Raw genomic sequence first — 13,189 nt, forward strand, 5'->3', positions numbered from 1 at the left:
GTACGTGTCATGAAGATCAAATCAACGCTTCTTGTTGGCGCTCTTGCCCTTGCGCTGGCGGGCTGCCAGACCGGTAGCCCCTATGGATATGGCGGCGGCTATGGCGGCACCGGCCCCAAGCAGGGCATTGGTACGCTGGCCGGCGCTGTGGCGGGTGGTCTCGCCGGATCGCAGATCGGGGGCGGCTCCGGCCGTCTCTGGGCCACGGGTGCGGGCGTGCTGCTCGGCGCCATGGTGGGCAACAATATCGGCCGCAGCCTCGACCGCGCCGACCAGGCCTATCTGACCAACGCCTCTTACGGCGCGTTCCAGACCGGCCAGACCCAGCGCTGGCACAACCCGCAAAGCGGCAATTACGGCTATGTCGAGCCGGGCCGCTCGTACCAGAGCTCTTCCGGTTACTGTCGGGAATATTCCCAGACCGTCTATATCGGCGGCCAGCCGCAGAGTGCCTATGGCACGGCCTGCCGCCAGCCTGATGGAAGCTGGCAGATCGTGGGCTGAGCGCCCGCGATAACGAGAAGAACGGCCCAAAAGGCTGTTCGGCCTCACCCCTGGTGAATCCGTCCCCCGACCAGCGCCTGGGTGAGGCCACTTTTTCGATGTGAGTGAGATGTGAAAAGGCCGCCGCTTTCCCACGAGAAGGCGGCGGCCAGTTCGAACGGTAGTGACGCGATCACCTTGTATTTTCTGCGGGATCGCCCCGTTTACGCCCAAACGCTCCACTCGCAGAGTCGCCGCCCGAAAGCGGTGCGGCGATCAAGGATAGGCTCAGGCGGAAAGGTCTCCGGAAGTGTCCGTCCTTACCCGCCTCGCCATACGACCCTCTATCGAGATCGAAACATTGGCGACGGCAAACGGTGTCAGCAAACCGTTAGACATCGGATCACCTCCTTTCAAATGTTGAACCAGGGACCATCAGCCTGAATCCCTTGGGCGGCCGCGTCAAGGGAATGTGTGTGACACGCTTGCGTCCACAGCATCCGGTAGGCTGTGAGCGGCATGAATGCGTGGTTTTCGCACGGGGTCAGTCCGCCAGCCGAGGCGAAAGGCGGGCGCCGATTATCGGCCCGCGCCTGAGGGCAGGGGGTAAACGAGACGAATCAAGCCGGATTGGCCGCGTTTTCTTCCTGCGCTGCTTCTTCTTCCGCCATCAGCGAGGCGATGGTGGCCGGGTTTGCAAGCTCGGCTTCCTGCCGGGCGAGCTTTTCGAAAAAGGCCTCAACGCGCGGATCATGCGCGAGCGACGTGTCTGTTACGGCGCGGCTATAGCAGTGGTGCCGGATGGCGGCGAAGACATCGGCAATGGTGGTCTTTGCGGCGGGGCGGCCCGGCACAAAACGGCTCGGCGTGCCGGTGGTGAAGGTGACAAGGCCCGCCTTTCGAAGCGCGGCAGAGATTTCGCCCATCGCCTCCATCGGCACATGAAGCCGCTTTGCCAAAGTGTCCGGCGTCCAGGGCGTCTGCCCGCGCTCGAAGGCTTCATGGATGAGGAGAAGCGCCTGCACCGACATGCGATCGAGCTGGCGCAGAGTGAGCAGGCTTACCCCCGCATGGGGCGAGAGATAGGCGCGATTCTGGAAATAGAAGGCAATCGAGCAGCCGCCGAGAAGAATGAGCCAGGCGGCATAAAGCCAGATCATGAAAAAGGCGAGCGTCGCAAAGGCCGAATAGATCGCCACATATTGCGCGGACTTCACCACGAAGGTGGCAAAGGTCCAGCCAGCCGCACCCCAGGCGATGCCCGCAACCGTCGCGCCCACAAAGGCGGAGAGAAGCATCACCCGCGTATTGGGAACCATCACATAGACGAAGGTGAAGACCGCAATCAGGATGAAATAGGGCAGCAACTTGCTCGTCTGTGCGAGCAAATATTTTACAACCTCAAACTCGGCGAGGCTCCCGACAAAAGAGTTCGATATGGCGCCTGCCATGAAGCCGAAAACAGTGAGAACGAGGAGCGGTCCGAGCACGCTCATGCTGACGATCTCGGTGAATTGCCGCGCGAAGGAGCGGTTCGATTCCACACGCCAGATCGCGTTGAAAGAGGCTTCCACCTTGTTGATGAGCGAGATGACCGTATAGAGCAGGAAGGCAAAGCCGATCGTGCCGAGAACATTGACGTTCACACGCTGCACGAACTCCATCATCTGCCGTGTGATCTCCGTACCCTGATCGCCAAGCGGCGCCAGAAAATCACTGAGCATGGTCTGGAGATAGGAGTCGAAGCCGAAGGCGCGGAAAACCGCAAAGCCGATGGCAAGTGCCGGAACGATGGAAAGCAGCGTCGTATAAACGAGGCTCATGGCGCGCAGGCTGAGCGCGCCGCTTAGAAGATCGCGAATGACAGCCCAGCCGATCCGCGCGGCGATATAGAGCGCCCGTTGCCAAAAGGGCAGATCGTCCAGCACGGGTTCCCAGATGAGGGAATGGGCGCGATCCAGAAGAGAGGCTGATCCGAACATGGCGTTCATGCTAGCGGGCGGTGCGGTTTTCGACCAGTAGGCCCGCCTGCCGCACCGGCGCTTGAAAGAGGTTCAGAAATGGATAGGCCCCCCACCCGGAGATGAGGGGCCTTGGTCTTGACGAATGCGGGGATGCGCCCGATCCGCTTGGTGCTGCCTTTTAGCCGAGAACCAGATTTTCGGCGGAGGAACGGCCATTGCGCCCCTCAACCAGTTCGTACTGGATCTGCTGGCCTTCCTGCAGGGATTTCTGGCCTGCCCGCTCGACGGCCGAGATATGAACGAAAACGTCCTTCCCACCATCCGCTGGTGCAATGAACCCGTAACCCTTAGTGGCGTTGAACCACTTCACGACTCCGCTAGCCATAGTGCCTTGAATGCCTCGTATAGAGATAAAGATCAGATACCACCCTCAACGCGATACCCAGCTGAAAACGCTATCACCGAATTTTCGATCGGCATAACGAAAATCGTAACGGCTTACTTGGTTTCACACGATGTTTACAGGCGAATGCTGTGGTTTTCGTGTGGGTTGACCAATTCTTAAGCATGGCTGGCTAGTCTCGCGAGGGGATGAAGACCGCGCCTGAACAGGGCCTGGCGGAGACATGATGAGCACCGAAACGCAGTCAATCCGACAGAAACTCGCCACTTATCTGGCGCAGTTGCCGCCGCCTGCCGTGCTGAAGCTCGCCTCGGGGCTTGAGCGGGAAAAGCTGCGTGGCACCACGGGGCTACCCTATGAAATGATCCTTTCGGGCTTGCGCCCGCTGCTTGCAAGCCTGCGCGGTGCGCGGCCGGGAAAGCCTGATCCGCTGCGCCAGTTCTGCCGCCCCTTCGAGGATTTGCTGATTGATGGTGATGATGATGGGCGCCGTCAGGGCAGCATTGCGCGCGGCACGGTGATGCGTGTCTGGGCTTGGCTCGAGGAAGAATTGCTTCCCGATGCGCTGCCGGACCTGACAAGGCGGATCATCGATCACACGCTGAAGGGTGACAGCGTGGCGCTCGAAGCAGCGGTTTCCGTTCTTCATGCCTCTGCCGCACAGGCTATTCTGACGGCAACGGATGCGGCGCGCAGCAATGCCGAGCGCCGCAAGCAGCTTGAACAGAGGCTTGGCGGCGAGGTGGGCATGGACGATGCCCGCGAAATCGGTGCCGTTCTCTCGATTGCCGCGCCGATGCTTGCGCTGCAGGCAGAGCTGCCGAAGCGCATCGACAACTTCACCGATGACATGGTGACCGCGCTGCGCGATGCCTATATCGAGACAAGCGAAACATTTCCGAATGAAGCGCTCTATCTGCCCTTCATGGTGATGAACCGGCTGGAAGAGCCGTCGCAAATCCTGCGTTTCGTGCGCAAGGTTGCCCATCAGCGCAATGATGTGGTGATCAGCCGGTCAGAACTAGCGATCTTCGGTGAAACGCTTCTCGCCGAAATGGATGAAATTGCGCGCCGGCTTCATGCGCGACGGGCAGGGCAGGCGGACCTTGAGCCGATGCTGGAAGATGTGCGCCGCTTTGCGCAGCTCTCCCGCGGCTTTGCCTCCGAGATTGATCTTCATCGCAACAGCGAATGGGGCCAGCGTGTTCTTGCGGGGCGTGCTCGCGTTTCCGCCGCCGTGGCGCAGGAAATGTCCCGCTTCGAAACCGAACTGATCCGTGCGCTGCCTTTCCACCAGATCGGTCAGTATGGAAGGGGCGGGCCGATGAAGCCTGACCTTGCCAAGGGGCCGGACCGGGCACGCGAAGAGAGGATGCGCGCATGTCTGCGCTTCGTGAGTGGCATGACGCCGATCTGCGAGTCCCTTGGGGCGCAAAGCCATTGCCGAAGCGTGCGTCAGCAAATCGAGGCGCATATCGGCACCTATGAAGACAAGCTGCTTGAGGAGTTGCGCGTGGCGCAGGGCGCGGCCCGCGTCAATGCGCAGGACTTCCTTGAAACCGTCGCAGGCTTCTATGAAGCGCTCGGCGAGAGCGGTCAGGCCGAAGTGCTTCGCCGCCGTGGCCGCGTGGCGATGGGTAACTGAAGATCAGCGCGCGGCAAACTCTTCCTCATAGGCAAATAGCCCCGGCATGCCGCCTGTGTTAAGGAAGATTGCAGCATCGTGATCGGCATATCGCCCTTCGAGAAGCTGCGCGATGAAACCTGCCATGCCCTTGCCCGTATAGACCGGATCAAGCAACACACCTTCACTGTGCGCGACAAGCTCCACCGCCTTCCGCATGGCATCTGTCGGCAGCCCATAGCCTTCGCCGAGCGCCGTGCCATCAAGAGAGACGGCATCGGGCGATGGGGCAGTCGTATCGAGCAGGGCGGTCGTCTTGCAGGCAAGCGCGTGAATACCTTCCGCCATTGCCTCATTGTCTGCGCGATAGACATTGATGCCGTGTACGGAGGGTCCGCGCCCGCGCAAGGCAGCACCGGCAATAAGGCCCGCCTGTGTGCCGCCGCTCGATGAGGCGTGAATGAGAGCGGTGTTTAGAAGACCCGTTTCATCAAGCTGTGCGGCAAGCTCCAGATAGGCATTGGCATAGCCGAGTGCGCCGACGGCACTTGATCCGCCCACCGGTACAAAGAAGGGTTTGCCGCCCTTTGCTTCGATCTCCCCCATCACCTCGCCGAAAATTGCAACGGCATCGGTGTCGCCCGGCACAATGCGCACTTCTGCACCCAGCACGCGGTCGAGCAGCAGATTGCCGGAGCAGCGATAGGCATGACCCTGATAGGGCACGGTATCGAAAAGAACGAGCACGCAGCGAAGACCCGCAGCGGCGGCAGCGGCAGCGGTTTGCCGTGCATGGTTCGATTGCGCGGCACCCGTTGTCACGACCGTGTCCGCACCGGCGGCAAGTGCCTCGCCGATCAGATATTCAAGCTTGCGTGTCTTGTTGCCGCCGCCCGCAAGCCCCGTGCAGTCATCCCGCTTGATGAAGAGGCGCGGGAGCTTGCGGGATGTTTCGCGCGACAGCGCCTCCCGCAGCCGGTGCATCTCGGTCAGAGGCGTTGGCAGATGAGCGAGCGGAAAACGGGCAAATCGGTCAAGCGGCGAGATCATGGTCGTCAGATCACCCCTTCAGCGCGGAAGGAAGAAATTTCCTCCGCCGTATAGCCAAGCTCGGTGAGGATCGCATCCGTATGCTCGCCGAGAAGCGGCGCGCGCTCGCGGATCGAGCCGGGCGTCCGCGAAAGACGGAGCGGCGTTTCCATGATGGGCGCGGCGCCGGGGAGTCCCGGAAACTCGATCGGTTTCAGATAGTTCATCGCCTGGATATGCGGATCGTCCAACGCCTGTTGTGGCGAATAGACGGGACCGGCAGGGATGCGCGCCTTTTCGAGTTCAGCAAGCGCCTCTTCAGTTGTGCGCTCCGCCGCCCAGCGCGCCGTGCGTTCCGACAGGATCTTGCCATTGTCGCCGCGAGCGAGATCATCCTTGAAGCGGGGATCGGTGAGCCAGTGATCTTCGCCCATGAGCTTCGCCCAGCGCCTGAAAAGAGGCATGCCGATGACCTGAACGAGAATCCAGCCGTCTTTCGTCTGCACGATGTCAGCGGGGCCCGCATAGGGAGAGCGGTTGCCGATGGCGATGCGGTTCGTCTGGCGAAGCTGCTGCTCGATCAGATGGAAATTGAAATAGGCAAGGGCGGTCGAAAGGAGCGAGCCTTCCACCACCTGCCCCTTGCCGGACTGCGCGCGCTCCATCAGCGCGGCGAGCGTGCCGAAGGCGGAGAGAGAGGCAGTGCCGAAATCAACCCAGGGTGCATAGCTCTTCACCGGCTCGTCAGGGTGCCCGGTGAGATAGGCCGCTCCCACCATGGATTGCGCCACACCATCAAAGCCCGTGCGCTCGCTATAAGGCCCGCCATGTCCGAAGGCCGAAACAGTGGTGAGGATGATGTCGGGCTTCGAGGCGGTCAGGCTTTCATAATCAATGCCCATCGCCTTCAGCGTTGCGGGCGGCAGGTTCGCCACCACCACATCAGCCGTTGCGACAAGACGGCGAACGATGCCGCGGCCCGTTTCGGTCATCGGGTCAAGGGTGAGGCCTTTCTTGTTGCGGTTCATCTGAAGGAACATCGCCCCTTCTCCGCCTTCACCCGCGCCAGCATCCGGCACGATGGGCTGCACGAAGCGGTCTTCACTTCCCTCGCGCCGCTCGATGCGGATCACTTCTGCACCCATATCGCCGAGGAGGGCCGCGCAATAGGGCCCTGCAATGTAGCGCCCGAAATCAAGAACCCTTACCCCGTTCAGAACAGCCTTCATCACGCCCCTCACACTCTTTTCTCTGGCGGTTGCGCCCCGTCCCTTTATGGCACAAACGCCATGCTGCGGGACGATAGGCGGTGCGGGCATTTTGAAAAAGCCCACCCGGCCAAACTTTGCATTTTATTTAGGCTTGAACCCTAGGCTGTGCGCACTCTTGGGGGAAGAGGAAGCGCCAATGCGCGGTTCGGAGGAGTGGTGAACGGTTTGCAGACGACAGGCGAGGCATTGGAACTGAAAGAGGCGCCAATGCCGGAAGAAACACATTCCTATCGTTGGACCGGCGAATTCGCCGATTCCCGACTGGAGGACGCCTATCTGCGCGCAAGCTGGCCGGAACTCAGCTCCCGTTTCAATTCCGTGCTTTTCGGCGTTTATGTGTTTGTGAGCTGGGCGATCTTCGACCTGATCGCTCTGGGCTGGGGTTGGACATTCGTGGCGCTGACAGCAGGACGTTTGGCTGCGCTCGGTGCGACCCTTCTCGCGCTCAAGGTGTTCAACTCACCGGATGACAAGCGCAGTTTCCTCGCCTGTGCCGCCTTCACCCAGCTTCTTGTCTGCATCATAGCGCCGACATCGCTGATGCTGGGCGAGGTGAACTTTGCCGCCGCGCTTCTCAGCATCATCGTCATTCTCTTCGCTTTCTATGTGGGCGTGCCGGTGAGACTCAGCATCAATCTCGCCCTGTCGCTGGCGCTTTGTGCGGGCTTCGTGCTTGTGACGCCGACGCTTGCAGTGGTGGACGGCTACACGCTCCTGCAGATTTGTGCGCTGTTTGCGGTGGTCAATGCCATTGGCGTTGAAATGGTCCGCGCGGCAAACCGCCTGCGCCGCGATGGCTTCATGACGCTTATCCGGCAGAACGAACTTTACGAGCAGTGGAGAGCGGAAGCGGAAAGCCGCCGCGAGGCGGAAGCCAATATGCGTGAGACGGAGGAGAGCTTTCAGAGCATCTTCTATGCCGCTCCGCTGCCGATTGCGCTGATTGATCCGTCGAAATTCGTTGTCATTCAAGCGAATGTGGCCGCGCTCAATCTCTTCGGCCTGACCGAAGAGGAAGCCGCGCGCACCGACACGCGCGATCTCTTTGACGAGGGCGATCTGCTGAAGCGGATCGACACGCTGCTTGCGAGCAGCCGGAGAGGCATGCCCATCGAGTTCCGCATGAAGCGGCGCGATGGAAAACGCATCGACGCGCTTGTCACCGCAGCGACAGGGCGCTTCCAGGGGCAGCGTGTGCTGCTGATCGGTATTCAGGACATCACGGAAAAGCGCCGCGAGGCGGAAGCCTTGCGCGAGGCCCGCGACCAGGCGACAGCGGCAAGCCGCTCGAAATCCGAGTTCCTTGCCAATATGAGCCATGAGCTTCGCACGCCACTCAATGCGATCATCGGCTTTTCAGAAGCGCTGGAGCGCGAATTGTTCGGACCCATTGGCAGCCCGCGTTACCGCGAATATGCCGAGGATATTCGTGACAGCGGCGTCCATCTGCTCAGTCTTATCAATGATATTCTCGATCTCTCGAAGATCGAGGCAGGACATTTCAAGCTGCATGAAGATGAGGCCGAGCTTGACCGGATCATCGAGACGGCAACCCGCATTGTGAGGCACCGGGCCGCGCAGGCGAATATCGCGCTGGAAGTCACGCTGCCTGAACCGCCCGTGACACTGGTGGCGGATGAGCGGGCGCTGAAACAGGTGCTGATCAACCTCGTATCGAATGCGGTGAAGTTCAGCCCCGACGGATCTCTTGTGCGGGTGAATACCCATCTTGGGCCGGATACATTGCGCATTTCCGTTTCGGATCAGGGGGCAGGTATCGCGGCGGAAGATATTCCCCGCGCGCTCACGCCCTTCACCCAGCTTGATGGCTCACTCTCGCGCGCGCATGAAGGCACCGGCCTCGGCCTGCCGCTTGCGAAGCATCTGACGGAACTGCATGGCGGCAAGCTCACCATTGAAAGCGTCGTGGGCAAGGGAACGGTAGTCCATGTGGATCTGCCGCTCGACCGTGTTGTCAGCCATGATGTTGGGAAGGCAAAGGCAGCGTTCTAGCGTGCTGTCTTCCTTGCGCCGGGGCGATAGCTCTCCTTCATATGGCCTTCGCGTTCCGCGCGGGTGAAACGCACGGGCTTCGTTTCCATCGCCACAAAGAGCGGTGCCTGATCCTGATAATGGGGCGATGTGGCGTCTATCGTGGCCGAGCCAAAGGGATGGATGCTCTCGGAACGGAGCTTTCCGGCGCGGTCCCATTCGACAAACATGATGAGCGTATCGCCCGCCCGTGCGGTGAGCGTGCCATCTTCCTCTCGCGAGCCATAGATCGCGCGAACAATATCCGGCCCGCCATCAACGGGAAGATCAACCGTGCCGCGCCGGAAACGATTGACCTCGCCCCATTGGGGATCAAGCCGCCCGAAATGCGTTTCGAGGCGGGTCATTGCCTTGCGAAGCGTCTCCATGAGATCAGGCGGCGTCTCGCCGCGAAAGCGCGCACTGATGATCGGCTCTGCAGTGAGAATGGCAAGTGCGGCGCCACGGTTTTCGCTGTCGGTCCGCCTGTCCCAGTCCTGCAACACGGCCTGCGCTGCGCGAAGCGCTGCATCATCGCCGGCATCAATGGCGATAATGTCATTGATGAGTGCGACGACTTCCGATGCCTCGCTATAGGTGAGGTCATATTTGTAGTCGTGAAACTCTTCCCGCGTGATGGAACTGTCCGCACCCCATGTTTCTTCGATGCGCAGCGCGCGGTTCGTCATGTCACTCTGGATGCCCATGCGCGTGGGGAAACTTTCGGGCTTCAGATTGTCATTGGCAGCAGCGGCGCGGAAGGGCGTGTTGTTCGCATTATAGACATAGCCGCCATTCGGATTGACGAGCATGGGGGTCGCCTCGAAAGGCAGATAGCCCTGCCAGATGAGCGATGAATCATCGCCCGGCAGAACGTCTGCCCAGTCCGGTCCCTCCTTCCGGTCGGGGAACTGCGCATTATAGACATAGGCAATGTTCCCCTGACGATCGGCATAGATGTAGTTGATGCTGGGGAGCGCCTGCAGCTTCATCGCCTCGATCCAATCGCCAAGGTTTCTCGCCTTGTCGAGCGCGAAATATTGTTCGACCTGCCTGATCTCGCCGAGCCCCGCATAACGGACCGCAAAGGCGCCGTTCTCCGTGCGAAGCACGGGGCCGTGGGCCGAGCGCAATACTTCGCGTTCCACCGTCCACCAGAACGGACCCCAGAGATCGACCCGAATGGTCGCGGTGCTCTTCTCGAAATCGCGCCACTCTCCATCAAGCAGATACTGGTCTGGATTGTCGGGGTGGAGTTCCAGCCGGTAGATGTCCACAAGGTCCGGCTCGTTCACCGTGTTCGCCCAGCCAAGATTGGCATTATGCCCATGCAGCATGAAGGGCGAGCCGGGAAAGAAGCCGCCCGCCACATGCCAGCCTTCACCGCTTTCAAGCACCGCCTCATACCAGGCCACAGGGCCGGTGAAAGGTTGATGCGAATTGACGAGAAGCCGCGTCGCGCCATCGGCGGAGCGGGCAGGGCCGACGGCAACGCCATTCGAGCCGATGGGCGCCTTGTCTTTCGCAGGCAGAAAGGCATCAACGCCTTCCTTGGAAAGACCTTCGCTCTTGCCGATGCGTCCTTCGAAAACGGCAATCAGAACCTTGTCGAGCCCGTAGAAGAAGGGCGCCTTGAACATGAAGCCGGCAGCGACATCCTTTCCGGTGACGGGCAATGTGCCGTCGATCACGGCGGAAGGATGGAGCGCGGCATAATAGTTCACGCCATCGGCATAGGCTTCGATCACCGCGCGCACTTCGGGGGAGAGGTCGGTTTCATACCGCGCTTCAATCGTCTCCCATATGCCCATCAGATTGACGAGATAGTCGGTAATGGCAGCCTCTTCGCCCTTCACGGCGGCGAGCTTGCCGCGCGTGGCGATAACGACTTCCTGAATGGTCGCGAAATCATCTTCCGAATGGGCATAGCCGATGCCGAAGGCGACATCGACATTGCGCTCGCCCGTTACGTGGGGAACGCCCCATTCATCCCGTTCGATCAGCGCATTGAATGCCTCGGCCCGCTCAATGAAGGGGGCTGGATCGGCAGCGGCGGGAGTTTCCAGCGCGCCGCGTATGAGAATGACGGCAAGCACCACGAAAAAGAGCGCGAAAAGCCCCAGAAGTCCCGTTTTCAGAACGCGCATATCCGTCCCCTCATGTTTGATGAGGCGAGAGTAGCGGGACTTGGCCACGCGTCAAACAGCATGGTATGGGCGGTGGGGGCGGCGCCTGCGTCCCTCCGCCGCTTTCCGCCCCATGCCGAAACCTCTATACAGGTCTGGCTTTCTCACTGGTGCCCCTTCGCGAAAAGGCGGATCTCTTGCTGCTATCGGCGAATGACATTCTACTCTTTCTGGGCTTTGCGGCCCTCACCGCGCTTTCGCTGTGGATGATCCTGCGGCCCCTGCGCGGCGCTATGGCTCTACCGGAGCGTGCGGAAGGCGAGAGCGAAATCGCGCTTTACCGCGACCAGCTTGATGAAGTCGCGCGTGATCTGGAGCGCGGTGTCATCGGTGAGAAGGAAGCACAGGCCGCCCGGATTGAAGTATCCCGCAGGCTGATTGCCGCCGACGAAGCGCGCATCGCCGCAGAACGCAGCAAGGGCGTGGATGATCCGCGCTGGCGGAAGGTGGCCGCCATCTCGCTCGTCCTCTTCGTGCCCCTTTGCGCCATTGCGCTTTATCTTATGGCGGGGTCACCCGGCCTGCCGGGGCAGCCCATCGCCGCGCGACTCAATGTGCCTGCAGAGGAACTGCCCGTTGAAGGGCTGATTGCACGTGTCGAGCGGCGACTGAAAGAAAACCCGCAGGATATTGAAGGCTGGGAGAGCATTGCACCCGCCTATCTGATGCTTGGCCGCTATGACGATGCCGCACGCGCCTGGACGCGGGCCATGCTTGTCGATGGCGTAACCGCAGCGCGGCTTGCCGCGCGGGCCGAGGCGCGGGTGCTTGCCAATAACGGCACGGTGAGCGCAGGCGCGAGAGATGATCTCGAAAAGGCGGTCGCGCTTGATGCAGGCGAGCCGCGCGCGCAATTCTTGCTCGGCATGGCGGAGCTTGAGGCTGGGGACCGCGAGGCAGCTCTCGCGCGATGGAAGGCGCTTGTCGCAGGCGCGCCCGAAGATGCGCAATGGGTGCCGGCCATCCGTGCGCGGATCGCCGCTGCCGAGGGTCGCATCGAAATTGCGCCGGAAGACGAGCCGCTGATCCGCGGCATGATGGAAGGACTTGCGGCACGGCTTGAGGATGAACCGAACGACCTTGAAGGCTGGCTCCGCCTGATCCATGCCTACAAGGTACTGGCCGAGGATGAGCAGGCACGGAGTGCCCTCGCCACGGCGCGGGCGACTTTCGGGCAGGATGCGGATGCACTCGCCCGGCTCGATGAGGCCGAGGCGGCGCTCGACAAGTAATCCCCGCTTTCTCTCTGCCGCGCTAGGATGTCGCCCGACTCGCAAGACAGGGCAGGGGCATCATGCTGAGCGATCTTCAGAAGGAAACGGCGAAAGCCATCGTCAATATTTTCGAAACCGGCTCGGCGCGTGGCGATTATGCGCGCGTGACGCTGCTGACGGGCGATAGCGGCCACCTCACCTATGGCCGGGCGCAGACAACGCTGGGCAGCGGCAATCTCCATCTTCTCATCAAGGCCTATTGTGATGCGCCCGGCGCAGCCTATGCCCGCGCGCTCCGCCCCTATCTGCCGCGCCTTGCCGATATTGATCTGCGACTGGATACGGACTGGACCTTTCGAAACCTGCTGAAAGAGGCAGGTGGCGACCCGGTGATGCGCGAGACGCAGGATGCTTTTTTCGACCGTGTCTTCTGGACGCCTGCCGCCGCCACGGCAGCGCGTGAAGGCCTCATGGAGCCTCTTTCCGTCGCCATCGTCTATGACAGCGTGGTGCATGGCTCATGGATCGCAATGCGCGACCTCACCAACAATCGGGCAGGCACCGCATCGCGCATCGGTGAGCGGAAATGGGCCGCCGCCTATCTCGACACGCGCCGCAACTGGCTCGCCAATCACTCAAACGCTCTTCTGCGTAAGACGGTTTACCGGATGGACAGCTTCAAGGCGCTGGTTGCGGGCGGTCATTGGCGGCTCGACCTGCCCTTGACGGTGCGCGGGGTGCGGATCGACGCCGAATTGCTCGGTGTCCGCCCGCCCGTCACGGCATCTGCGATTGATGTTGCAACCCGAAACCTCCGCCTGACCGAGCCGAAAATGACGGGCAATGATGTCCGCGCGCTGGAAACGGCGCTCGCGAAAGAGGGCTATGCCATCAATATTGATGGTGTCTTTGATGAGGGGCTGGAAGCAGCCCTCAAATCCTTCCAGCGCGATTATGGGCTGGTGGCGGACGGCATTGCGGGAC

10 protein-coding genes are annotated in these 13,189 nt (G+C 61.1%); 5 read left to right on the forward strand and 5 right to left on the reverse strand.

The genetic code is table 11. The annotated features are described in order from the left end of the window. Positions 1 to 504, forward strand: a 504-nt coding sequence (locus WBF74_RS10345; protein ID WP_424439171.1) for an RT0821/Lpp0805 family surface protein, incomplete at its 5' end; no start/stop codon positions are given. A gap of 599 nt (positions 505 to 1,103) precedes the next feature. On the opposite strand, the gene WBF74_RS10350 is transcribed toward WBF74_RS10345, so the two are convergent. Continuing rightward, a complete protein-coding gene (locus tag WBF74_RS10350) occupies positions 1,104 to 2,465 on the reverse strand; it encodes a YhjD/YihY/BrkB family envelope integrity protein (RefSeq protein WP_424439174.1) in 1,362 nt (453 codons plus the stop codon). Positions 2,466 to 2,625: 160 nt separating this feature from the next. Further along, positions 2,626 to 2,832 carry a cold-shock protein gene (locus WBF74_RS10355; protein ID WP_424439177.1) on the reverse strand — a complete coding sequence of 69 codons (207 nt, stop codon included), beginning with the start codon at positions 2,830 to 2,832 and terminating at the stop codon, positions 2,626 to 2,628. A gap of 241 nt (positions 2,833 to 3,073) precedes the next feature. Here WBF74_RS10355 and WBF74_RS10360 point away from each other — a divergent pair, with 241 nt between their 5' ends. Further along, positions 3,074 to 4,495 (forward strand): hypothetical protein, encoded by a 1,422-nt coding sequence (locus WBF74_RS10360; RefSeq protein ID WP_424439180.1) that lies wholly within the window; start codon positions 3,074 to 3,076, stop codon positions 4,493 to 4,495. A 3-nt stretch (positions 4,496 to 4,498) separates the two neighbouring features. Here WBF74_RS10360 and WBF74_RS10365 read toward each other — a convergent pair whose 3' ends face one another. Together WBF74_RS10365 and WBF74_RS10370 are read right to left on the reverse strand one after the other, a co-directional pair. After that, positions 4,499 to 5,524, reverse strand: a complete 1,026-nt coding sequence (locus WBF74_RS10365) for a D-cysteine desulfhydrase family protein (RefSeq protein WP_424439183.1) — start codon at positions 5,522 to 5,524, stop codon at positions 4,499 to 4,501. A 5-nt stretch (positions 5,525 to 5,529) separates the two neighbouring features. Then, positions 5,530 to 6,732 (reverse strand): CaiB/BaiF CoA transferase family protein, encoded by a 1,203-nt coding sequence (locus WBF74_RS10370; protein WP_424439198.1) that lies wholly within the window; start codon positions 6,730 to 6,732, stop codon positions 5,530 to 5,532. A 198-nt stretch (positions 6,733 to 6,930) separates the two neighbouring features. Between WBF74_RS10370 and WBF74_RS10375 the strand changes: the two genes are divergently transcribed. Further along, positions 6,931 to 8,787: an ATP-binding protein gene (locus WBF74_RS10375; RefSeq protein ID WP_424439186.1), complete on the forward strand. Its 1,857-nt coding sequence runs from the start codon at positions 6,931 to 6,933 to the stop codon at positions 8,785 to 8,787. Here WBF74_RS10375 and WBF74_RS10380 read toward each other — a convergent pair. Then, on the reverse strand, positions 8,784 to 10,952 hold the full coding sequence (locus WBF74_RS10380; RefSeq protein WP_424439189.1) for an acylase: 2,169 nt from the start codon (positions 10,950 to 10,952) through the stop codon (positions 8,784 to 8,786). The two genes, WBF74_RS10375 and WBF74_RS10380, sit on opposite strands and share 4 nt — an antisense overlap. Before the next feature lie 176 nt (positions 10,953 to 11,128). On the opposite strand from WBF74_RS10380, the gene ccmI reads away from it, so the two are divergent. Continuing rightward, entirely contained in the window at positions 11,129 to 12,223 is a 1,095-nt protein-coding gene (gene ccmI / locus WBF74_RS10385; protein WP_424439192.1) for a c-type cytochrome biogenesis protein CcmI, read from the forward strand. 62 nt (positions 12,224 to 12,285) lie between these two features. Further along, a partial coding sequence (locus WBF74_RS10390; RefSeq protein WP_424439195.1) for a chitosanase occupies positions 12,286 to 13,189 on the forward strand: 904 nt, incomplete at its 3' end.

The sequence above is a fragment of the Parvibaculum sp. genome, assembly GCF_049672805.1.
Lineage (GTDB): Bacteria > Pseudomonadota > Alphaproteobacteria > Parvibaculales > Parvibaculaceae > Parvibaculum.